The 23,073-nt window shown below is 74.0% G+C and carries 12 protein-coding genes; 2 read left to right on the top strand and 10 right to left on the bottom strand.

Features of this window, described 5'->3' with window-relative positions; translation table 11 throughout:
* Window positions 1-257: 257 nt before the first annotated feature.
* The 3 genes from ABZS54_RS22650 to ABZS54_RS22640 all read right to left on the bottom strand — a co-directional run bounded on the left by ABZS54_RS22650 (window position 258) and on the right by ABZS54_RS22640 (window position 4,134).
* Entirely contained in the window at window positions 258-1,274 is a 1,017-nt protein-coding gene (locus ABZS54_RS22650) for a TolB-like translocation protein (protein ID WP_355538863.1), read from the bottom strand.
* Window positions 1,274-2,602: an MFS transporter gene (locus tag ABZS54_RS22645; RefSeq protein ID WP_355538860.1), complete on the bottom strand. Its 1,329-nt coding sequence runs from the start codon at window positions 2,600-2,602 to the stop codon at window positions 1,274-1,276. Before ABZS54_RS22645 ends, ABZS54_RS22650 begins: the two co-directional genes overlap by 1 nt.
* 113 nt (window positions 2,603-2,715) lie before the next feature.
* Window positions 2,716-4,134: an alkaline phosphatase family protein gene (locus ABZS54_RS22640; protein WP_355538857.1), complete on the bottom strand. Its 1,419-nt coding sequence runs from the start codon at window positions 4,132-4,134 to the stop codon at window positions 2,716-2,718.
* A gap of 336 nt (window positions 4,135-4,470) precedes the next feature.
* Between ABZS54_RS22640 and ABZS54_RS22635 the strand changes: the two genes are divergently transcribed.
* Both ABZS54_RS22635 and ABZS54_RS22630 read left to right on the top strand, forming a co-directional pair.
* A complete protein-coding gene (locus ABZS54_RS22635; protein ID WP_355538854.1) occupies window positions 4,471-4,875 on the top strand; it encodes an Ig domain-containing protein in 405 nt (134 codons plus the stop codon).
* Between the two features lie 327 nt (window positions 4,876-5,202).
* A complete protein-coding gene (locus ABZS54_RS22630) occupies window positions 5,203-6,087 on the top strand; it encodes a LysR family transcriptional regulator (RefSeq protein WP_355538851.1) in 885 nt (294 codons plus the stop codon).
* A gap of 44 nt (window positions 6,088-6,131) precedes the next feature.
* On the opposite strand, the gene ABZS54_RS22625 is transcribed toward ABZS54_RS22630, so the two are convergent.
* The 7 genes from ABZS54_RS22625 to ABZS54_RS22595 are packed head-to-tail and all read right to left on the bottom strand — an operon-like array spanning window position 6,132 to window position 22,964.
* On the bottom strand, window positions 6,132-7,055 hold the full coding sequence (locus ABZS54_RS22625; protein WP_355538848.1) for a hypothetical protein: 924 nt from the start codon (window positions 7,053-7,055) through the stop codon (window positions 6,132-6,134).
* Window positions 7,052-8,926 carry a class I SAM-dependent methyltransferase gene (locus ABZS54_RS22620; protein ID WP_355538845.1) on the bottom strand — a complete coding sequence of 625 codons (1,875 nt, stop codon included), beginning with the start codon at window positions 8,924-8,926 and terminating at the stop codon, window positions 7,052-7,054. Before ABZS54_RS22620 ends, ABZS54_RS22625 begins: the two co-directional genes overlap by 4 nt.
* Entirely contained in the window at window positions 8,920-10,083 is a 1,164-nt protein-coding gene (locus tag ABZS54_RS22615; protein ID WP_355538842.1) for a nucleotide disphospho-sugar-binding domain-containing protein, read from the bottom strand. Before ABZS54_RS22615 ends, ABZS54_RS22620 begins: the two co-directional genes overlap by 7 nt.
* Window positions 10,080-10,925 (bottom strand): alpha/beta hydrolase, encoded by an 846-nt coding sequence (locus ABZS54_RS22610; protein WP_355538839.1) that lies wholly within the window; start codon window positions 10,923-10,925, stop codon window positions 10,080-10,082. The genes ABZS54_RS22615 and ABZS54_RS22610 overlap by 4 nt, the downstream gene beginning before the upstream one ends.
* Entirely contained in the window at window positions 10,922-11,233 is a 312-nt protein-coding gene (locus tag ABZS54_RS22605) for a phosphopantetheine-binding protein (RefSeq protein ID WP_355538836.1), read from the bottom strand. The genes ABZS54_RS22610 and ABZS54_RS22605 overlap by 4 nt, the downstream gene beginning before the upstream one ends.
* Window positions 11,230-15,912: a beta-ketoacyl synthase N-terminal-like domain-containing protein gene (locus ABZS54_RS22600; RefSeq protein ID WP_355538833.1), complete on the bottom strand. Its 4,683-nt coding sequence runs from the start codon at window positions 15,910-15,912 to the stop codon at window positions 11,230-11,232. Before ABZS54_RS22600 ends, ABZS54_RS22605 begins: the two co-directional genes overlap by 4 nt.
* Window positions 15,909-22,964: an SDR family NAD(P)-dependent oxidoreductase gene (locus ABZS54_RS22595; protein ID WP_355538830.1), complete on the bottom strand. Its 7,056-nt coding sequence runs from the start codon at window positions 22,962-22,964 to the stop codon at window positions 15,909-15,911. Before ABZS54_RS22595 ends, ABZS54_RS22600 begins: the two co-directional genes overlap by 4 nt.
* Between the last annotated feature and the right edge of the window lie 109 nt (window positions 22,965-23,073).

Here is a 23,073-nt window from a genome sequence, read left to right as displayed (position 1 = left end):
GGGTTTGGCCGACCGGGGTGTCCTCAAGCGCCGGACGGGCTGGGGTTGGCCGGGGTCGGGTGTCCTCAAGCGCCGGACGGGCTGGGGGCCTTGGTCGGTTCGGGTGGGGATGGCTTGGGTTGGGTCTCCTCAAGTGTCGGATGGGCTTGGGGCCTTGGTCGGTTCGGGTGGGGATGGCTTGGGTTGGGTGTCCTCAAGTGTCGGATGGGCTGGGGGTTTTGGTCGGTTCGGGTGGGGTGGTTTGTGCCGGGTTGTGCTCAAGCGTCGGATGGGGTGGGTTGGCCGCGTAGTACGGCCGGGGACAGGGCGTGTGGGATGAGTAGGGTCGGGTGGCCCGTCCCGTCGGCGCGCGTGGTCCATACGTCGCCGCGGAGGTCGCCGGGGAGGCTGTACACGACGCGGTCGGTGTCGAGCCATTCCGCCTGGTCGTCCAGGGTCCGGGTCTCGGCGAGCGCGCTCTCCGCGCCGGTGGCCAGGACCAGGACGAACAGGTGCCAGGGCCGGTCGGCGTCCGCGCCGGGAACTCGTTTCTTGTACACCACGCGCGTGCCGTCGGGCGACAACGACGGGCACTCGGCGTTCTCGCGCACCGTGCGCAGCGTGCGGGCGGCCACGTCGCCCCGGGCCAGCCAGGTGTGTCCACCGGTGGCCACCGTCGCGTAGAAGGTGTTGTCGTCGGACGCGAACGTCACGCCCCAGACGTTGACATCGGGAGAGTGGATCGACTCGTCGCCCCGGTGCAGCGCGTACGACTCCAGGTTGTCGTCGAGCCGGCCGGTCCGGGTGTCCAGGATCGCGGTCCGGGTGGCGAAGTTCAGACCCGCGTACGACTCTCCGTTCACGAACGATGTCCACGCGACCAGCCGTCCGCTCGGCGAGACCCGGGCGCGCGAGGGTGTCCCGGCCAGCGGATGCCGGCCCTTCTCGCGCAGGTTCGCGTCCAGGAGCACCGCGTCGTAGGTGCCGAGCGCGAGCCTTGCCGGTTGCAGGCACACCCCGGTGCCGTGCGCGGCGTGGAAGACCAGGCAACTGCGCGCGGCGACCGCCCGCTCGCCGGGCCGGGCCGCGTCGACCGCCGCGAGGTGGTCCCGGCCGCCGTCGGCGGCCGTGCTGCGGAACAGGATTTGGCCCGGGTGATCCAGGCTCAGCGTCGCGTGATCGCCGTCCCGGCCGGCGTCCGCGTCGCCCGCCGCGCGCAGCGTGTACACCACGGCGAGGCCCACGAGCAGCGCGGTGACCACGGTCAGCACGGTCAGGCGCGTGGTGCGGGTCATCAAGATGCCCCTCTCGGTCCGGCCGGGCGGGCGGTGCCCGGCGTGAGGGCGCCGCCGGCCAGCAGCGCGACGGCGGCGAGCAGCGCGAGGGCCAGTCCGACGGCGGCCAGGACGCCGGCCGTGTGCGGGCCGTACAGCGTCCAGGCCGCGCCGAACCCGGCCGCACCCAGGGCCCGCCCGCAGGCCTGCCCCGTCTGTACCAGGGCGAGTGCCCCGCCGCGCTGTCCCGCCGGTGCGGCCGGAGCGGCGAGCGCCATCAGGACGCCGTCGGTGCCCGCGTAGAACAGGCCGAGCAGACTCGGGATCGCGACGATCATCGCCCGGTCGGGCAGCGGCGCGAGCAGCACGAGATAGCCGCAGAGCAGGGCGGCATGGCCGGCCAGGAAGACCCGGCCCCGTCCGTATCGATCCCCGGCGGTGCCGGCCGGGACCGCCAGCAGCAGGAAGACCAGCGCGGTGCCCAGCGGCAACAGCGGGAACAGATGTGGCGACAGGTGGGTGTGCCGTTGCAGCAGCAGGTAGAGCATCGCGTCGCCGACGGTCGTCGCGCCGAGCAGCAGCGCGGCCAGGCACACCCGGATGAAGCCCGGCACGCGCAACACCGCCGCCGCGTCGAGCAGTCGGACCGGCGCGCACACCGCCTGTGGGCCCGCGCCGGCGACCACCGCCTCGGGCGTCGGGTCACGGACGAACAGCAGCAGCACCAGCAGCCCGAACGCGGCGAAGCAGAAGCTCGTCACGAACACCGCGTCGTACGCGTCGGCCGTCACCCACAACACCGCTAGCGCGACCGGCGGTCCGAACAACGCGCCCGCCGTGTCCATCGCCCGATGCACGCCGAACGCCCGACCCTGCTCGGCCGGCGTCGCGGCCATCGAGATCAACGCGTCGCGCGGCGCGGTGCGCAGCCCCTTGCCCGCACGATCGGCCGCGAGCACCCCGCCGATCGCCGAGACCCCGCCGGCCGCGGGCAGCAGCAGCTTGCACCCGGCGGAGATCCCGTAGCCGACCGCGGCGACCGTCCGGTGCCGGCGGAATCGGTCCGCGACATGCCCGCCGAGCAGCCGGGACACAGCGGTGGCGCCGTTGTACAGACCGTCCAGCATGCCGAACGCCATGGGCGAGAGCCCGAGCCCGAGCACGAGGTAGACCGGGAGCACCGCGGTGACCATCTCGGCCGACACGTCGGTCACCAGTGAGACGACGCCGAGGATGAGCACGACGGGCGCGACCCGCCGGATGCCGCGCGCGGTGGGCGGCGGTGCCTGCGCACGCGGGTCGCGCGCACCGGACGCGAGGTCGGCGGAACGGCTGGACGACAGATACATCCGGGGACCTCCGGCTGCGGCTGGGCACGGGAAGGTCGGAAGTCGCGGGTGTCGATGACCGGTTCGGGCCCTCGACACCCACGGCCGCCGGTGCGTGGACGGCGCGTCGAGCGTCAGAACCAGCTCACGGTCCAGCGAAACGCGGCGGTGGCTTTCGCGCCCGCAGAGTCGGTGGCGGTCACCTCCACGGCGAAAACCCCCACCCCCCACGCCCGACCCGAGACCACACACGTGAGCGGATTCAGGAACAACCCCGCCGGCAGGCTGCGCCCCGTACACGAATACGGCCCGGTCCCACCCGAAACCCGAAGAACCAGATTCACCTGCTGATTGAACGTCGACGCCTGCGCCCCCGGATCCGCCACCGACACCCCACCCGACGGCGTGGAGACGATCGTCCACCCGAACGACACCGGAGCCGACACCGCGCCCGAACTGTCCGTCGCCGTCACCGAGACCTGCGAACTCCCGGGCACCGACGGCGAACCCGACACCACACATCCACCACCCGAAGCCGTCAACCCCGCAGGCAGACCCTGGAACGCGCACGTGTACGGAGGTGCCCCACCCGACACCTGCACCGTCAACGACACCGGCACACCCACCGTCCCCGACTGCGCCCCCGGACTCACCACCGACACCGACGACGGATTACCGTCCTGCCAGATCTCGGTGATCGGTGTCGCGGTCGCGGCCTGGCCGGAGCGCCGAGTGCCGTACATGTCCTCGAAAGTGCGCAGCAGGCTGTAGTGGTCCTTGCGGCCCGGATACTGTCCGGGCTTGACGTGCGCGCCGTACAGGATGGTGGCGATCCGGTTCTCGCTGCGGAAGTTGTCCTCGTCCCAGGTGACCACGAGCAGGCTGTTGTGCGTCTTGGCCCATTCCGCGTAGCCGCTCAGCTTGTTCCGGGTCCAGGTGTCCCCGGTCGAGATTCCGCAGGCCGGGTTGAACAGGCGGTCGTGCATGTCGTTGCACTGGTTGGGCACCACGTAGGAGATCGTGGGCAACGTGCCGTAGTCGGTCGGGAACGCGGTGGCCGGATACGTGGTACCGGCGGGCACGTTCGAGAACGACAACCAGGGGTTGTGCTTGCGCGCGTACGAACCGCTCGTGCACGCGGCCGGGTTCGCCGCAGACCAGTCCTCGTTGTAGCTGCCCCACGTGGTGCCCGCGTCGATCAGCTGCCGACCGAGGTTGTCCGCTGCGTACGGCGCCCCGGGCGGCGGACACTCGTCGCCGGTGACACCCTGTGTGGAGCCGGAGAACATCGCCATGTAGTTGGGTTGACTGGGGTGTGTCTCGCCGTGGAAGTCGGTCAGGGAGGCCCCGCCGGCAGCCAGCTGGTTGAGGTAGGGGGCCTGCGAATTACCGATGATCTCCTCGTAGTTGGTGTTCTCGTGCACGACCACCACCACGTGGTCGTAGCGCGGGATCGCGGCCGCGACCGTCGCCGCGGGCGCCCGGTCGGGCGCGCCGGCCGAGGCGGGGGCGGTGACGCCGGCGATCGCGCCGAGCGCGAACCCGACGGACAACGCTACGAGTTTGGCCGATCGGGGCTTGCCCCTGGCCGTCGACCGGGACCTGAATCCGGAGTCGGACATGACCTGGCGCCTCCTTGGGCATGGACAAAGCGGAATCGCAGCGTGGGTTCGGCGACCCGCCGAATCAACGCCCGCCGCTCGTACCGGAACCGAGGTCATCGCGGTCCGCGGGCCCGGCGTCCGGGGCGGTGTCCGGGCCTGAACTGGCCGGAAGAGGGAGTGGTTCGACCCGGCACTCCGGGTGTGCCCGCTCGCACCCAGAACCAGCGCTCATGCACCGATGCCCAAGCGGTGCGGTGCGTGCACACACATGTCGGTCCGTCATGAGTGCATGCCGGACCGGTATTGGACGTGGGTGAGATCGGCCTCATCTCCTGGAAACATGAACAGATCACATTCCCGGACCCAGCCGAGGATTCGTCCACCGATCGGCGCCCGCGGACGCCTCGGTCGGCGCCGGGCCGCCGGTGCCGCTCGCGCCGTCCGTACCGCCACCGTCGCCGGCCTGGTCACAGGGCCGGCCACAGTCACCGAACCGACCAGGGTGGGACCGGCGCCGGACACCTCCACCGATGGCGCGTTCGCACGGCGGGGTTGTTCCTGAATTCGCTCACGTGTGTGGTCTCGGGTCGGGCGTGGGGGGTGGGGGTTTTCGCCGTGGAGGTGACCGCCACCGACTCTGCGGGCGCGAAAGCCACCGCCGCGTTTCGCTGGACCGTGAGCTGGTTCTGACCCACAGTCGAATGGAACCGATCCGAGCGAACCGGTCGCCCCCACCGGTCGCAGCCGACCAGCCGACGCCGACCAGCCGAAGCCAACCGGTCGAAACGCACCACCACCGGGCGGGTCGGCGCGGTGCTCGGAGCAATCGCCTCAAGCACCGCGCCGGCCCGCGCGGCCGACCCGCGTCACGTTTTTCACTCGCCCCCGGCACCACGGCACACCTTGGAGGAACACCATGGTCGACAGCCACCGTGCGGTACGTCGAGCGCAAGCCCGGACCCGAGCGCATGATCGGGTCGTCGCGGTCCCGGCCTCGGGTGGAGGCATCGATACCCCGTGACCCTCCAACAGTTGCGCTACCTCATCGCCGTCGCCGAACACGGCAGCATGACCGGTGCCGCACAGGAACTCTTCGTGGTCCAGCCGGCCCTGTCCCGATCGTTACAGAGCCTCGAACGCGAGCTGAACGTGGTCCTGTTCACCCGGGTCGGCCGCGGCCTCGTGCCGACGGCGGCCGGCGTGCAGGTGGTCAACCTCGCGCGCAAGGTGCTTCGAGGTGTGCAGGCGATCAAGGACCTCGTGCAGGTGGAGGACCCGACGCACAGCGGTACCGTGCATCTCGGCGCTACCGCCAGCCTCGCGATCGAGTGCACCAGCGGCCTGCTGCCCGGTCTGGCCAAGCAGCACCCGGAGTTGCACATCGTGGTGGACCGACAGGACAGCCGCGAGGCGCTGTTCGCGTCGCTGCGCTCCGGCGAGACGGACATCGCGCTGGTGGACCTGCCCGCGCCCGGCGGCTTCGAAGTGCTGCCGCTGCGCTCGTACGAGGTGGTGCTGGTCTCGCCGAAACACACCCGCCTGTCGGATCCGGTCTCCTGGACGGAACTGGAGGGGCTGCCGATGATCCTGCCGCCCCGCCGCAGCGCGCGGCGGGCCGACTTCGAGATGTTGTTCGCCACGGCCGGGGTGCGGCCGACGGTCGCGATGGAGACCGACGACCGCGGGGCCTGGATCCCGTGCGTGGTGGCCGGGCACGGATCGGTGTTGTGGTACGCCGACCTGGCCCAGCCGTTCGCGTCGAGTGTGGCCGTGCGGTCGATGAGCCCGCGACTGATCAGGACGGTCGGCCTGGTGCGCGGGCGCGGTCCGATCAGCCGCGAGGTGCGTACGCTGCTCGACTACTCCCGACGGCAGGGCGTTCAGGAGATGGAGTACGTGTGAGGAAGCGCGAGTTCGACCTCCGATGAGGATCCGTCGGGTCCGTCCTACGCCACCCGGGTGCAGGGGGATGCGACCGAGGCACTGAGTACGCGCGGTGCCGGTTCGCCGGCGCGCGTGTAGGTGTCCACCAGTGCCCGGCGCACGCCTGCCAGAGCGGCACCCGGCACCACCGCGATCGTGGACCCGCCCGCACCCAGCGGCCGGGCCTCGATCGCGCCCGCGGCCAGTGCGTTGCGCGCCGGCGGGGACGGCCGCTCGGGTCGGCCGGCGGCCGGATGGTCGACCGGTTCGGCGGATCCGGCGTCGCCGTCGGCCCATCGGGGCACCGCCAACACGACCCGCAGGCCGAGTCGATCCGGGTCGAACGGCACGTGGGTCGGCTCGCCGGCGGCGTCCTCGATCAGCATGACGTGGCCGGGCCGGGCATACAGCGCGACCGTGCCCAGTAGCGGATCGGTGAGCCGGATCCGGGCCCGGCGACCATCATCCGCCGCCGCATCGTAAAACGCCGCCTCGATCAGCGCGGCCGTGCAGGACAGCGGGACCGACGCGGACAGACCGGTGCTGTCCGGCAGGTCGGTGTGCACCAGCAGATCCAGCCCGCCCGCGCCGGTGGTGCCCGCAAGCACCGGACGGACCCAGTCCGGGACCGGACCGATGTCGCCCGCCGGGTCGAACTCGGCGCCCTCGTCCGGCCGATCGATCGAGCCCACCCGGAGCACGCCGTCGGCGCGCGGCGCGGCGGCGACCACCACCCGCCAGGACAGCGCCACGGCGGCGCCCGGCCCGGCCCGCGAGCCGGACAGGCGCAGCACGTACGGCGCGGACCAGACCCCGGCCGGTGGTCGGCCGAAGGCCTGGGCGAATGCGAACGGCACCAGGCGCAGTACGGGCGCCGCGCCGCGCACGGTGGGCAACGCCGCCGCGGCGGACGGGGTGGGCGGTGGGCCGCTCCGCGGGCGGGTCATCCCGGGTCCTTTCGGGCGAGGAGACGGTAGGCGTTGCTGCCGCCGCGCTCGCCGGCGACGCGCGCGAGCAGGGTGCCGACCGCGTCGAGCAGTACGGTCACCACGAAGCACGGAACGGACAGGGTGACCAGCGCGACACGGCGGACCCGGCGCAGCGGGGTCGGGCCGCCGGCGACCCACGGCATGGCCGGGTTCGGCCCGAGGGCGGTGAGGGCCTGGGACACCGCCCCGGTGAAGTCGTTGCCCTGGTGCGCCCGACCGTGCTCGCGCGCCACGACGGTGAACCCGCGGGCGTTGAGCGCGACCTCCAGGTTGCGCCAGGGCATCAGATGTTGGTGCTGGGGCTGGAACAGCGGGAGCCACAGGCCGCGCAGCAGCCGGCCGTACCAGCACTGCGGGTCGGGCAGTTCGATCAGCAGCCGGCCGCCCGGGACCAGGACCTTGGCGGCGGCGTCCAGTTCGGCGAACGGATCGCGGGTGTGCTCCAGGTAGTGGTGCATGCCGACCACGTCGTAGCCGCCGGCCAGGTCGTCGGCCAGATCCGGGAACTGGCCGCGATACGCGGTCCGGATCCAGCCGCGCCGCTCGGCCTCCTCGACTCCGTCGCCCATGTCGAGGCCGTCGAAGACGGTGTCCGGCAGCACCGTTCGGGCCACCACGCACATGTGTGCGTGTCCGGTGCCCACGTCCAGCCAGGCGCGCGGGGCGGCGTCCGCCGGCAGGTGTCGGCGCAGCAGTTCGGCGCGGCCCCGGTAGGTGCGCGACATGGTGCCGAACAGCGCCTCGGCGCCCGGACCTCCGAGGCCGTCGTAGAAGTCGCGGTAGTAGTACTCCAGCCCGGCGAGCGACAGGCGGGGGTTCTGGAACACGTGTGCGCAGTCCCGGCAGCGCTCCAGGGTGAACCGGCCCGGTTTGCCCTGGAGGTGGTCGCCGATCCGGCTGCGCACCACGAGCCGGGACGAGCCGCACCACGGGCAGGTCTTCCGGCGGTCCTCGAAGAACGTGTCCAGGCCGTTCGCGACGCTGCGCGCGTACTCCGGGCGCAGTGCCGCCGGATCCATGACCGGCTCGGCGGCACGGGCCGGGCGGGGACCGGACACCGCGCGCAGCCAGCGCCATCCGGCCAGGATCGGCCGAAGCCCGGTGGCCCGACCCAGGTCGCGCGGGCGCACCGGCGAGCGGCCGACGACCACCGCGTACGGCTGGACCCACATGGCCAGGAAGGCCAGTGCGCCCCAGAACGGGGTGGTCACGCACGCTCCGGTGTAGGCGGCGGCCTCACCCAGGTTGCCGATCAGGGTGGGCCACACCGGCACGCCCATCGCCCGCAGTCGGCGTTTGCGCAGCGTGGGATCGGGCCGCGTCGCGGGCAGCTCCGGCGCGACCGCGTGCCCGGTGGCATGCGCGGCGAACGGCCTTAGCCGGGCGATGAGTCGGATCAGATCGGGCGAGTCGAGGTCGGTCAGTTCGGCGGCCGGGACGGCGGCGCGGCGCAAGACGTCCTCGTGCACGAGCAGGGCGTGACCCGCGCCTCGGCCGCGTGCGAGCGGGTCGCGGCGGATCCGGTCCGGGTCCAACCGGTGGAGCAGGGTGAGCAGTTCATCGGCGGGCAAATCGCCGGGGACCAGGTCGAGCAGTAACAGTCGGTGCTGCTCGGCGTGGGCGACCGCGGCGCGGATGGTGGACTCGTTCGGGCGGACCCCGATCGCGGTCACACAGGTCCAGGCGTCGAGCGGCGGTTCGTCGGTGGATGGGCCGGCCAACGAGGGCAGTGCGCGCAGCCGGCGGCGCAGCGTACGGGTGCCGCCCACCAGGCCGAGGCCGATCAGCAGGGCGAGCCACGGGAACGGGCCGGCGATGGGGTTCAGCACAGCTTCTCCAGACGGTCGGCGGCGGCGCCGGCGCCGCCGGACGCGGCGAACGAGGCGCGCACTCGGTGGGCGCCCGCGCGCAGTTCGGGACGATCCAGTGCGTCGGTGACGGCCGCGCGCAGTTCGGGCACATGCGCACGGCCGAAGCGCACTCGTACCCCGGCACCCGCGGCCACCACCTGGCGGGCCACGATCGGCTGATCGTCACGGATCGGCGCGAGCACCAGCGGCAGGCCGAACGCGAGCGCCTCGCACACGGTGTTGTGCCCGCCGTGCGTGACCACCGCGTCCAGGTACGGGAGCAGCGCGAGTTGCGGGACGAACTCGCGCACCAGCACGTGCTCGGCGGGTGCGCCGGCCAGCCGTTCGGGCGCGGCCAGGATCAGCTGGACCCGGTCGGCGAGCGGTCGGGTGGCGGCCACCATGGCCGGATAGAACCGGTCGCCGGCCTCGCGGTTGAGGGTGCCGAGCGTGACCAGGACCCGGCGTCGGCGCGGGTCGAGCCGGTCCCACGGGAAGTCCACCACCGCCGGTCTGGGACCGAACGCGGGGCCCACATAGCAGTGGTGGGCCGGGACCGGCTCGGTCAGACCGACCAACTCCGGGGTGGAGAAGACCAGCACGAGTCGTGCGGAGAAGCGCGGATCGCAGTCGGCGGGTACGCCGGCCGCGACTGCGGCCTCGGCGATCCGGGCCCGCACCCAGTCGGCGACCTTCGGAAAACCCAGCAGCGGCCGGGTGAACTCGGCCGAGGTGGTCGCCGAAGTCGCCCACGGCACGCCGGCCCGAACCGCGGCGAACGCGCCTGCGAAGGTCTGCTGGTCGGCCACGAGCACGTCCGGGCGGTAGCCGGCCACGGCCGCCGTGACGCCGGGCAACATCGCGTGCGCGAGCGGGACCAGCGTCTCCTCGACCAGGAAACGCAGCGCGGCCACCCCGCGCAGCCGTTGCCAGTCGGCGTGCAGTGCGGCGTAGCCGCCGGTGGGATCCGGCGCGTCCCCGGTGGCGAACAGCCGGGCACCGAGCGGGAGCAACTCCAGGATCTCGGGCGGCCCGCACCACACCACCTCGTGCCCGCGCTCGACGAGCGCGGCGGCGACCGCGACGGTGGGGTTGACGTGCCCGGTGAACGGCGGGACCACGAACATGAATCTCATCGGTCCGCCCCGGCCCGCACGCCGGCCGACTCGTGCCGCGCCAGCCAGTCGAGCAGTGCGCCCAGCACCGGCGCGGTGGCCTCGCGCAGCACGGTGTGCGCGACGCCGGGCAGCACGGTGAGGGTGCAGTTCGCCAGCAGCTCGGCCAACCGTTGTGCGGGTGGCAGGAGTTCGGACAGTTCTCCGTAGAGCGCCAGGACCGGGCAGGCCAGGTCGGCCAGTTCGTCCGGGGTCGGTGCGCGCAGCAGGGTGACGTCCTCGATCAGGGTGGTGCCGTTCAGGAGTGCGTCGGCGCCGGCCCGCAGGCGGGCCGCCTTGCGCGCGGGCCCGGTGGGGAGCCGCTCCGGGCCGGGATGCGCCTCCAGGCCCAGCGCGGCCAGGTTGAGCGTGTTGGCCATTTCCTCGACCCAGCCGCCCGCGTACGGTTCGGTGTCGACCCGAAGGTCCAGGCACTGTCCCTCGATCAGCACCAGGCTTGCGACCAGGTCGGGCCGGGTTCGGGCGGCGTGCAGCGCGATCAGGCCACCGAAGCTGTTGCCGACCAGGTGTACCGGGGTCGCCACGTCGCACGCCTTCAGCAGCGCGGCCAGGTCGGCGACCGCGGTGTCCGGGTCGTACCCGGTCCGGGGCCGCTCGGTGCGGCCGTGTCCGCGCTGGTCGTAGAGCAGGACCTCGGAGCCCGCGCGGGCGATCGGCGCGGCCAGCGTGTAGTAGAAGCTGGAGAGGTTGTCCAGGACCAGGCCGTGCAGGAAGACCACCGGCGTGCGCGGTGCGGGGCGGTCGGCGGGTGCCCGCAACCGCTGGACGTGAAAGCGCAGGCCGTTCGCGTGCACCTCGCTCATCGGGTACCGCCGACAGCCTCGGAGCGAGTGCAGACCGCGATGTGGTTCACCAGCCGGCCGACGGTCATCGCCATGATCTCCTCGATCTCCAGGTCGGCGAGGAAGGCGATGAAGTCGACCCGGTCGCCGTAGCGCTCCTGAAGCCGCCCGGCCAGGGCGACGAACTCGATGCTCTCCAGCGCCAGATCGTCGTCGAAGCCGCTCTCGGCGGTGATCTCGGCGGCGATCAACAGTTCCTCGCCGACGATCTCGGCGAGCATCCCGGCGACTTCGGCCAGGATCCGGTCGGCATGCGGGTCCGCGCTCATCGGGTGCTCCCATGTGAGGTAGTGGGGAAACCGTTCCGGTGCTCGTCGGGCCGCGCGCTCGTCCACGCGACCACGTAGCGGTCGATGCGCGAGCCGTGGGGATCCGCCACGTCCCGAGTGCGGACGAGGTGGCCGGCGCCGTCGGGCGGGCCCGCGCCCACGGACAACTCGGCGTCGTGCGGGCCCGTGGGCCGAGCCGAGGTCACCACCCGATGTGCCGGCCGGCCCGTCGGGTCGGTGTCGTCCGCCCGGCCGGCCGCCTCCTTGGCACACCGAAAGCGCAGCACCCACAGGTGTCGCGATCGCGGGTCAGGGCCCACGAGCGGGTCCAGCAGCCGGCGTTCCTCGGCGGTCAGCGAGTCGTGTTCGAGGGCAGGGACATCGGTGGCGGGGTCGACGAGTGCGATGTCGATGCCGATCGGTGCCGTGCTCGCGGCGGCGACGCCCAGCCGATGGCTGTGCGCGACGGACACGTGCGGCGGTGCCGGCGCGCGGGTGCCCGGCTCGACGACCACGTGCGCGAGCGGGCGGCCGGTGTCGTCGCAGCCGATCCGGACCTGCGCGGGATACAGCGGACCGTGCCCGCGCGCCCACAGGTGGTGCCGAACCGCGTCCTTGACCGCGACCCGCGCGAGCAGCCGACCCCGGCGCTCCCGGGGCGCCGCAGCGTCGAACTCGGCCCGCTCGGCGGTGTCCAGGTAGCGGCGCGTCACCAGATCCTGCGCCGCGGGGTCGGGCCAGCGGGTCCGCAGCAGACACCAACCCTCGGGCTGCGGCTCGGCGATCCCGGTGGTGTGCGGGGTGAACTTCATCGGCCACACCCGCTCGTCGGCGGCGAACCGGCGGTAGACCCAGTCGTGCACCCGGATCCGCACCACGCCGGTGTCCAGGTCCACCAGCTCGACGTCGCCGCGCACGGTGGTCGGCAGGACCTCCCGGATCCGCGCGGTGGTCAGCAGCCGCGCGCCCGGCTCGGGCGGCGGCCCATACTCGTCGATCGCCGCCACCGACATCGGGAACACCAGGCGATCCGTGGGCAGGCGCAGCTGCATCCAGTGGCCCAGGAGTTGTCCGGCCGCGTCCAGCGGTGCACCGGGTGCGGGCAGTGCGCGCACGATGCCGCGAATGCCGTCGTCGGCGACCGTCAGCACCTGGTCGATCCCGGCGAACCCGGGCCCGTGGAACATCCAGCGATCCCGGTACAGGTCCTGCGCGCACACCGGCGCGGGACCCTCACCGGTCAGCGGCGTACGGTCGGCCGGCGGTGCGGGTCGGGTGGCGTGCTCGTCCGCGAGCAGCACCTCGGTGGACATGTGGTGGCCGAATCCGATCCGGATCCGGTCCGGAGCCACCGGCGTGCGGACCAACTCGATATCGCTCGGCGGGGCCGCCGGCAGCCAGCGCAGGGAGCGTACGTCCCGATACCCGGTGACCACCCGCCCCGGCCCGTCTGCAGCGCTTGCCTCCTCGCCGGCCAGCCGGATCAGCGTGGTCATCGGCAATACCGGGAACCGGTCCGCCGGGTCCGGCCACCACTCGGGCTGCTCGTAGACGCAGTGGTCGCGTACGTAGGGGTGCTCCGCCAGGGAGAACCGGTACACGCGGCGCTCCTCGGCACCGGCCGGCGGCGGGGAGGCCGCCGACGGGGTGCGGCTCGGCTCGGCGACCTCGGCGACCTCGGCGACCTCGGCCACCGAGCGATCGGCTTCGGCCAGCGCCGCGTGGAAGGCGGCGAGCACCGGATGGTCGGCGGTGGTCGAGCGCGGAGCGCCCGAGAGCCGCAGTGGATCGGCGGCCGGCCCCAAGGTGACCAACGGCGACCCGAGATCGAGCCGGACGATCGGACCGGCAGGCGTGGGGGTGGGGGCGGGGGTGGGCGTGAGGTCGGGCGTGGGTGGGGGTGCCGGGACGGCCTGGAGGCCGGGGACATGCGTGCGCGTGGGCGCGAGGTCGGGAACGGGCGTGGGCGTGGCCGCCGGCTGGGCCGGTTCGATCGCCGCGCCCTCCACCCACAGCGCCGCCGTGGCGCGACGAAAGCCCGCCAGGCCCGGCCGCAGTGTCGAGTGCGCCGCGACCGCCAGCGCATCGCGTCCGCGCAGCGTGTCGTGTACGAAGCCGACCAGGCTGCCCGCGCCCGGCTGGACGAACACCCGCACGCCCCCCGCGTACAGCTCCTCGATCGACTCCCGGAACCGGACCGGCTCCAGGAGATGACGCACGGTCAGTTCGCGGACCGCGGCCGCGTCCGCCGGATACGGCGCGATGCCGGTCGCCGACCACACCGGCACCCGCGGAGCCCGCAGCGGGAGTTGCTCGAACGCGGCGGCCACCTGCCCGAGGTAGGGCGCCCACATCGGGGTGTGGAAGCCCGAGCGGAAAGGCAGTTCGCCGCCCACGACGCCCTCACGCCGCAACCGGCCCAGCACTTCGGCGATCGCCTCGCCCGGGCCGCACAGCACGCTCTGATTCGGGCAGTTGTCGTGCGAGACGACCACGGGACCGGTGGTGCCCACGAACCGCTCGGCGACCGCCGCTCCGCAGCCCACCGCCGCATAGACCAGGTCCGGCACGGCCAGCGAGTCCGGCCGCAACGAGGCGAGGAAGCCGTCCACCGCCGCGCGCGGGTACATCCCGGCCACCACCATCGCGGTCCACTCGCCCATGCTGTGCCCGGCCAGTAGATCCGGGATCAGGCCCGCCCGTTCCAACTCGGCCGCCAGGAAGCGGCCCGCGGTCAGCGCGTCCACGGCCCGGCCGACCAGATCCTCGGCGCCGGTCAGCTCAGGCCGAGGCCGGCCGCACGTGTCGGCCAGGTCGTCCAGGCGCGGTGACACCTCCGGCTCCAGACCGGGAAACAGGAACGCGACCCGGCCCGGATTCGGCGCGTACAGGCCCAGCAGCGGACGCGGGGTGAACCAGATCTCGGCCCGGCCCCGCCACGCCACGCCGCGATCGACCACGCGCGCGGCCAGCGCGAGCCGCTTGGGGGTCGGATTCGCGACCGCGAGTCGGCACGGCCCGGCGGGCCCGGTCGACACCGGGCCCCCGGCGGTGACGTCGGCGAGCAGCCGGGCCAGCTCGGGCACCGAATCGGCGGCCAGGGTCAGCACGTCGGGGGCCGGCGGCCGGCCGGCCCGGGTGGGCGGTGTGTCCGGCGCGAGCGGCCCGAAGCCGGTGGTCGGCGTGTCCCGCGTGACCGCCCGCCCGTTCCCGGTGGGCAGCGCGACCGGCCGCCCCACCGGCGGTTGTTCGAGCACCGCGTGTGCGTTGACCCCGCCGAAGCCGAACGCGTCGACCGCCGCGAGCCGGCTGCCCGCCGGGTTGACCGGCCACGCCTCGGCGCGGCCCTGCGGGTGCATCCGGGTGCCACCGAAGGCCGGATGCGGGTCCCGGACGTGCAGGGTCGGCGGGAGCGTGCGGTGATGCAGCGCGAGGGCGGCCTTGATCAGGCCCGCCATTCCGGACGCCTGCATTGCGTGGCCGATGTTGGACTTGACCGTGCCCAGGGCTACATCGGCTGGGCGGTTGCCGGCGCGCGGCCCGAAGACCTTGCCCAGCGTGGTCAGTTCCGCCTCGTCGCCGACCGGGGTGCCGGTCCCGTGAGCCTCGACCAGGCCGAGCAGACCCGGTTCGGTCGGATCCAGCCCGGCCGCCCGCCACGCCTGGTCCAGCGCCCGGACCTGCCCGTCGACCAGCGGACTCATCAGGCTCGCCGCCCGGCCGTCGCTGGAGACCCCGACGCCGCGGACCACCGCGTACACCCGGTCGCCGTCGCGCTCGGCGTCGGCGAACCGCTTGAGCAGCACCGCGCCGGTGCCCTCGGAGATCAGCGTGCCGTCCGCAGCCCGGTCGAACGGCCGGATCCGTTCGCTCGCACTGAGTGCGCGCAACTGGGTGAACACGCTCCACAACGTCGCGATGTGGCAGTGGTGCACGGCGCCCGCGAGCACCGCGTCGCAGCGTCCGGAACGCAACTCGGCGGCGGCCTGGTCCAGCGCGAGCAGCGAGGTCGCGCAGGCCGCGTCCAGCGTGTAGGCGGGGCCGCCCAGGTCGAGCCGGTTGGCGATCCGGGACGCGGTGAAGCTGGGCACCAGGCCGATCGACGCCTCGGGCTGCTCGGGGCCGAGCGAGTCGTGGAACGCCGCGCGGATCGCGGCCAATCGGGCGCGATCCAGCTCGGGTGCCAACTCGCCCAGCAGACTCGTCAGTTGGTGTGCGGTTCGGACCCGCTGGTCGAGTCGGGCGGTGGCCACGCCCATGTAGCCGCCGCGGCCGAAGACCACGCCGATCCGGGAACGGTCGGGCAGTCGGGCCTCGCCGCCCGCGTCCGCGATCGCCTCGGCGCCGGCCCGCAGCGCGAGCAGTTGGTCCGGTTCGGCACCGGCGACCACCGCGGGCATGATGCCGAAGCGCACCGGGTCGAACGTGGCCAGGTCGTCCACGAAGCCGCCACGTCGGCAGTAGAACCGGTCGCTGTGGGCGGGCTCGCCGGCGGTGCCCGGCGCGTAGTAGAGCGCCGGGTCCCAGCGGTTCGGCGGCACCTCGGTGATCGCGTCGCCGCCGGACTCGATCAGCCGCCAGAAGCCGGCCGGATCGGCCGCACCCGGGAAGATCGCGCCGATCCCGACGATCGCCGCGTCGTCGGGCCGCGGGCCGCGCGCGCCGATCCGGGAGCTCATCCGGACACCGACCCGTGCGCCGGAAGGCATACGTACACGGCCTGCGGGCCCCGGCCCGAGACCAGTTCGCCGAGCAGCGCCTGCACACCGTGCTCGGGATCGATCAACGGGACACCGCGACGGGCGTATTCGCGGGCCAACTCGGGCGTCACCATGCCGCCGCCGGTCGCCGCCCACGGTCCCCAGTCGATGGTCAGCACGCGCTCCGCGACCGGCGCGAGGGTGTCCTGCGATTCGGCCGACCAGTGCCGCGCGAGGGTGGCCAACGCGTCGTTGGCGGCCGCGTAGTCGGTCTGACCCCGGTTGCCGTACACCCCCGCGACGCTGCCGAACATCGCCAGGAACGCCGGCGGCGCCAACGTGGGCCGCAGCGTGCGCAGCGCCGTGACCAGGGCCCGGGCCCCGGCCACCTTCGTGGCGAACACCTGCCGGCAGGACTGCGCGGTCTTGTCCACGAGCAGCCGATCGGCCAGCACGCCGGCGCCGTGCACGATCCCGTCGAGCCGGCCGTGCCGCTCGGCGATCCCGGTCAGGATTGCGCGGACGGCGTCGGCGTCGGTGACGTCGGCGACGTGCAGGCGCACCGAGGCCGCGTGTTCGGCCACCTCGGCGAGGCTCGCGCGAACCAGCCGGCGGTTCAGTATCCGGGTCAGCTCGGCCTCGATCCGGGCCGGCTCGCGCACCCCGGTCGCGATCAACGCGGCTCGCAGCGCGGGGGCGTCCGCCGCGTCGGCGAGCGCGGCGGGCTCCGGGGCGCCGTCGTCGCCGGTGCGACCGAGCACCTCGATGTGGCACCCGGTGGCCCGGGCCAGGCCGACGGCCGCCCGAGCGGTGATTCCGCGCGCCCCGCCGGTCAGCAGCACCACCGCGTCCGGCCCGAGCCGCTCGCGCAGCAGGGCGTCCCGGTCGGCGGGCGCCAGTTCCGGAAGCGGCGCCGGCCGGGTGCGCAGGGTCAGCCGACGCTCGCCCGACAGACCGAGCAGCACCGGCGCACCGGGCTCGGGTCGGCCCGGAGTGCGGCCCAGTTCGGCCAGGAGTCGACGGGCGATCAGGGCCGGTTCCTCCTTGGGATCCAGGTCCAGCACCCGCAGCACCCGGTCCGGATACTCCAGCGCGGCGGACCGGGCGAACCCGGCCAGTCCCGCGCCCGGCACCGGATCGGGGCCGGCGGCGGCCTGTTCCCGGCCGAAGTGGCCGCCGCCGGCCGTACCGAGGAACACCTGCCGTACGCCGCCCACCAGCGCGGCCCGCAGCAGCGCGAAGGCGTCCGGGAGGATCGGGTCCGGCCCGTCGGCGAGCGCGCCCAGGTGCACCAGCGTGTCGACCTCCGACCACGCCGGGTCCGGCCGACCGTCCGCCGGCTCGGCCCGATCCCGAGTGTGCGCCTCGACCACGACGCCGAGCGCCGCGAGCAGGTCGGCCAGCGCCCAGGCGATCCCGCCGCCGTCCTCGACCAGGACCACCCGGCGACCGCGCAGCGCCTCGCCGGCGGGCGGGTCCGCCTCGCTCGCGGGCGGTGGCTCCTCGATCGGCACACACTCGACCAGGTGCCGGGTGGGCCGGTCGGTGACGGGCAGGGCCGGTTCGGCGGGCTCGATCGGCGGCACCGGCACGGCCTGTCCGCCCGACCCCGATTGCGATTCCGCGTCCGCCTCGGGCCCGTTCCCGACCGCCAGCACGCCGGCCACGATCGCGTCGATCGTCTTGACCTTGGCCAGCCGCTCGATCACCGCCTCGTCGGCGGCACCCGCCGCACCGCCCGTGCCCGCCGCACCCACCGCGCCGGGCAGCCGCAGCCGCAGGGCCAGTTCGCCGATGATCTCGGTGCGTTTGATCGAATCGACGGACAGATCCGCTTCCAGGTCCAGCGCCGGATCGAGCATGTCCTGGGGGTAGCCGGTCCGGGTGCCCACGATGTCGAGGACCACGGCCAGCACGTGCTCACGGGTGAGCGGTCCACCCGGCTGCTCGACCGGGACGGCCGCCGCGACGGGCACGGGAACAGGCGCGGCGGAGGGCACCTGCCCGGGAGCGGCGGGCGGCGCCTCGGGCACTCCGCCCGGGACGCCCAGGTAGCCGAGCAACACCTCGCGCTGGGCGGCGACCGCGGCCCGTGCGCCGGCCAGGTATTCGAGCAGCACCGCGTCCCGCGCGGACCCGGCCGGCACACCCGGGCCGACTGCCGGTCCGGCGGGCAGTTGAGCCACCGGGGTCGCCGGCCGCAGCCCACCCGGCACCGGCCGACCGTCGGCGGTGCGCACCAGGTGGCCGTCCACGGTCCAGGCCGGGCGGGCGCCGGGCGCGACGTCCATCGGCCGTACCCGGCCGGCCAGACCTCCCGCGACCCGCACCGGCACGCCGGCGACCGCGAGTTCGGCGAGCGCGGTGAGCAGGCGACGCAGGCCGTCCTCGCCGGGTACGTCGCAGGCCACCGCGGTGTGCGGTCGCTCGCCCAGGATCGCCCGGACCATGCCGGTCAGCGCTCGACCCGGCCCGGCCTCGACGAAGATCCGCACGCCCGCCGCGTACATCGCCTCGATCTGCTCGGCGAAACGCACCGGCTCGGCCACCTGACGGGCGATCAACGCGCGGACTTCGGCGGGTGTGTCCGGGTAGCGCGCCGCGGTGCCGTTGGACCACACCGGGATCCTGGGCGCTCGCACGTCCAGGTCCGCGACGGCGGCCGTGAGGGTGTCGGCCGCCGCCGCGACCACGGGGCTGTGGAACGCGCACGCCACGGGCAGTCGACGCGCGGACAGCCCGGCCCCTTCCAGCGCGGCGATCGCCGCCGTCAGGGCCGCCTCCGGGCCGGACACGACGGTCTGGGTCGGCGTGTTGCGATTGGCGAGCACGACGCCGTCGATTCCGGCCAGCACCTCGGCCACCCGGTCCGCGCCGGCCTGGACGGCCGCCATCGCGCCGGGCTCCGCACCCGCGGCGGCCAGCACGGCCGCTGCGCGCACCTCGCCCAGTCGGCCCAGATCCCGGGTGGACAACACGCCCGCCGACCACAGCGCGGCCAACTCGCCGTAGCTGTGCCCGGCGACCTGGTCCGGCCACACCCCGAATCGGTCCAGCAGCCGGGTCAGCGCGACCGCCGCCACCCCGAGCGCGGGCTGCGCACGGCGGGTGTCGGTGATCCGAGCCGACTGCTGGGCCCGGGTTTCGGCGCCGAACGCGGCGGGCGGGAACATGGCCCGTACGCACTCCGGGTCGATGTCCCGCAGTCCGTCGCACAGTTCGGGGAAGCGGGCGAACAGATCGGCGAGCATCCCGGGCCGCTGACTGCCCTGTCCGGGATACAGGAACGCCACCTGCCCACTTGCCCCGACATCCAACCCGGCGCCTGCGTCGGCGCCCGCCTCGACACTCGACCCGGCGCCTGCCCCGGCACTCGACTCGGCACCGGACCCGGCGCCTGCCTCCTCCCGGTGGAAAATCTCGCCGGCGGGGTCGACCGCCCCCGCCCGGGCCAGCGTCAGCTTGACCCGCAGATCGGCGTGATCAACCGCGACAAAGGCGATCCGTACCGGGACTTCGACACCGGCACCCGCAGCGCGACCCGCACCGGAATCGCCATCGGCGAGCGCGGCCAGCCCACGCAGCGGCAGGTCCTCGCCCGCGTCCAGCCGCGCGGCGAGCCGGTCCAGCGCCGCCCGCGCAGCATCGCGATCGGCGCCGCGGAAGCAGAACAGCTCGGCCGGCCACGCGGCGTCCGCTCCACCCGGCTCGACCGCGCCGGACAGCTCCGAACCGGCCAGCACCGCATGGAAGTTGGTCCCACCGAAGCCGAATGCGCTCACCCCCGCGATACGTTCGGTGATCGGCGCGGGCCATGGGCGGGCCCGGTCGTCGAACACGAACGGGCCCGAATCCGGCGGCCGGCGCAGGTGCAGGGTCGGCGGGCGGACCCCGAAGTGCACCGCGAGTGCGGCCTTGGCCAGACCGGCCAGGCCCGCCGCACACTTGGTATGCCCGATCTGGGACTTCACCGAGCCGACCGTGCAGTCGCCGGGGGTCGCGCCGTGCTCGGTGAACACTGCGGTGAGGGTGTCGAGTTCGGCCCGGTCGCCGACCACGGTGCCGGTGCCGTGCGCCTCGACCAGGCCGACTTGCGCCGGGGAGACGCCCGCCGCGCGATACGCGCGCTCCAGCGCCCGTCGCTGGCCCTCGGGACGCGGCGCGGTCAACCCGAGCGAGCGGCCGTCGCTGGACCCGCCGACGCCCTTGACCACCGCGTACACCCGATCCCCGTCGCGCTCGGCGTCCGCGAGCCGCTTGAGCAGCACGCACACCGCGCCCTCGCCCAGTGCGATTCCGTCCGCGTCCGCGTCGAACGTCGCACAGCGTCCGGTCGGCGACAGGGCGCGTACCGAGGAGAACATCAGGAAGTCGTTGATCCCGTTGTGGGTGTCCACCCCACCGCACAACACCAGGTCGCTGGATCCGGTGTTCAGCTCCTTGCAGGCCAGGTCCAGCGCGGCCAACGAGGCCGCGCAGGCGGCGTCCACGGTGTAGTTGACGCCACCCAGGTCGAGCCGGTTGGCGATCCGGCCGGCGATCACGTTGGCCAACACACCGGGAAAGGAGTCCTCGGTGGGAGAGGGAAGTTGGCTGTCCAGGTCGGCGGGCAGCGCGCCGTAGTAACCCGGGAACAACGCGCGGAAGCCGTACGCACCGGCCAGGTCGGTACCCGCCTCGGCGCCGAAGATCACCGAGGTGCGCTCGCGGGCGAAGGCCCGTCCCGGTCCGTAGCCGGCGTCCGCCAGTGCCCCCGACGCCACGTGCAGCGCGAGCAGTTGGGCCGGTTCGATGGCGGCCAGCGAGGCGGGCGGGATCCCGTATCCGGTCGCGTCGAACCCGATCGCGGGCACGAACCCGCCCCACTTGGACGGGGTCCGCCCGGGCGGGACCGCTCCGGGGGCGGCGCCGCGGACCGACCCGCGTGCGGTCGCGCCGGGTTCGGCGTCGGCCGCGAAGTAGCGTTCCACGTCCCAGCGCTCGCGCGGCACCTCGGTCACCGCGTCGACGCCGGCCAGGATGTTGCGCCAGTAACTCGCCAGGTCCGGTGCGCCCGGCAGCACACAAGCCATGCCCACGATCGCGACGTCCTGCGGCCGAGGTGCGGCGGGTCGGACCGGCCCGCCCAACTCGCGTACCCGGCGGGCCAGCCACTGGGCCGACCCGGTGGTGACCTCGCGGTGCAGCGTGGCGACATCGGTCGGCGCGGACCGCAACACCGCGGCCTGGCCCAGCATGAACATCCCCTCCCGGCGCTGCGTGTCCTCGTCCACCGCGACCAACGCGCCCGCCTCGCGCCGCAGCCCCTTGCCGGCGATCCGCAACCGCCCCAGATTGAGCTGCTCCAACTCGGCCCAGACCTGCCGGGACGGCACACCGCGTGCCTCCAGATCGCGCCGGGCGGCCTCGAACGCGGCCACGAACGGCGTGCCCGCACAGCGGGTCGCATGCCCGGGTGCGGTCTGCACCAGCGCGGTCGCCGCGCACTCGACCGCCGCGGCCTGGAAACCGGGCACGATCGCGCCGCTGTCCACCGCCTCGCGGGTGAACAAGTACGCGGTGCCCATCAGTACGCCGACCGAGGCCCCGCGCTCGACCAGTGGCGCCGCCGCGGCGGCCACCATCGCCGCCGAGCGCGCGTCGTGGATGCCGCCCGCGAACAGCAGGTCCAACTCGGCCGCACCGCCGTGCCGTTCGGCGAACGAGAGCAACTCGTGCAACTGCGCCTCCCACAGCGGGAAGCTGGCGCGCGGCCCGACATGCCCACCGCATTCGGTGCCCTCGAAGACGAATCGCCGGGCGCCCTCGCGCAGGAACTGCGTCAACAATCCGGGGGAGGGCACATGCAGATACGTTCGGATCCCGGCGGCCTCCAACGGCGCTGCCCCATCCGGCCGACCGCCCGCGATCAGCGCGTACGGCGGGCGGGCGGCGAGAACGGCGGCGAGCTGCTCCTCGCGCAGCTCCGGCGGCACGAAGCCGAGCAGGCCCGCACCCCACGGCAGGTCGCCGAGCAGCTCGGCCGTCTCGGCGAGCAGTGCGCCCGCTTGCGGCCCGCGCAGCAGGGACAACGCCAGAAAGGGCAGCCCGCCCGCTCGGGCCACCGCATGCGCGAACGCGGCCCGGTCGCTCACCCGCGTCATCGGCCCCTGTACCGGCCGCGGACCCACTCCGTGCCGGGCGGCCGCGGCCACGTGGTCCACGATCGCCTCGCGGACCGCGCGCAGCACCCGACCGGCCGTGCCGTACCGATCCGCGAGCCGGGCGGCCGACGCGCCGTCCTGGCCGACCGGCAACAACTCGCGGTGCAGCCCGCCCGCACCCAGTGCCGCGCCGAGGTCGGCGGCCTGCTCGGCCAGCCGCGCGATCGGCAGGTCCGGACGCCGGTAGACGCGATGGCCGCGGAGCACGACCGTCTCGCTGCCGTCCATCGCGCGCACAGCCGCCGCGACGTCGGCGGGCAGCGTGCTCTCCGCCACCAGGGCCAGCTGGGTGTCCAGCAGCACTCCGGCGGCACCGCCCGCCACCGCCGCGGCGGCGGTGTGCGGACCGATCCCCCCGGCCGCCCACACCGGAACCGAGATCCGATCGTCCGCGAGTAACTGCTGGAGCAGTACGAACGTGGTCAACTCGCCGCATCGCCCGCCGCTCTCGGCGCCGCGCGCGATCACCCCTGCCGCCCCGGCGGCCACCGCCGCGTGGGCCCCTTCGGCACACGTGACCTCGACCAGGACCCGCCGTCCGATGCCGGCGGCCGCGAGCGACCACGGTGCGTCCGGCGCCAGGACCACCACGTCCACCCCTTCGGGCAACTCGCGCGGGCCCAGCGGACAACCCACCGGCACTCGAACACCGAAGGACGGGACCGCGGACGCCTCGGCCAGCGCGTCGAGCGCCGGGTCGCGCTCCCGGCCGAGGTCGAGCACCCCGAGCGCGCCGGCCCGATGCGCGGCGATCACGAGTCGGGCGTTGGGACGCCCCAAGGGGCTCACTGCGAGGACCTGATCGCGACGCGGGGACTTCGACGTCATGGGGGAGTGCCTCCATCCGGGAAACCGTGCGGCGGAAGGACGGTGCGGTGGGAATGGGCGCGCGAGTTCGTTTCCGGGGACGGTGAATCGCCGCATCGATGCCGATGTC

The sequence above is a fragment of the Embleya sp. NPDC005575 genome (genome assembly GCF_040605455.1).
In the GTDB taxonomy this organism is placed as follows: domain Bacteria; phylum Actinomycetota; class Actinomycetes; order Streptomycetales; family Streptomycetaceae; genus Embleya.
Note: the sequence above shows the minus strand (reverse complement) of the source record. Positions and strands in the feature narration are given on the sequence as shown.

Coding starts and splice junctions, on each gene's coding strand:
- ABZS54_RS22650 (WP_355538863.1), bottom strand. CDS start 1,274: ATGACCCGCACCACGCGCCTGACCGTGCTGACCGTGGTCACCGCGCTG.
- ABZS54_RS22645 (WP_355538860.1), bottom strand. CDS start 2,602: ATGTATCTGTCGTCCAGCCGTTCCGCCGACCTCGCGTCCGGTGCGCGC.
- ABZS54_RS22625 (WP_355538848.1), bottom strand. CDS start 7,055: ATGACCCGCCCGCGGAGCGGCCCACCGCCCACCCCGTCCGCCGCGGCG.
- ABZS54_RS22615 (WP_355538842.1), bottom strand. CDS start 10,083: ATGAGATTCATGTTCGTGGTCCCGCCGTTCACCGGGCACGTCAACCCC.
- ABZS54_RS22610 (WP_355538839.1), bottom strand. CDS start 10,925: ATGAGCGAGGTGCACGCGAACGGCCTGCGCTTTCACGTCCAGCGGTTG.
- ABZS54_RS22605 (WP_355538836.1), bottom strand. CDS start 11,233: ATGAGCGCGGACCCGCATGCCGACCGGATCCTGGCCGAAGTCGCCGGG.
- ABZS54_RS22600 (WP_355538833.1), bottom strand. CDS start 15,912: ATGAGCTCCCGGATCGGCGCGCGCGGCCCGCGGCCCGACGACGCGGCG.
- ABZS54_RS22595 (WP_355538830.1), bottom strand. CDS start 22,964: ATGACGTCGAAGTCCCCGCGTCGCGATCAGGTCCTCGCAGTGAGCCCC.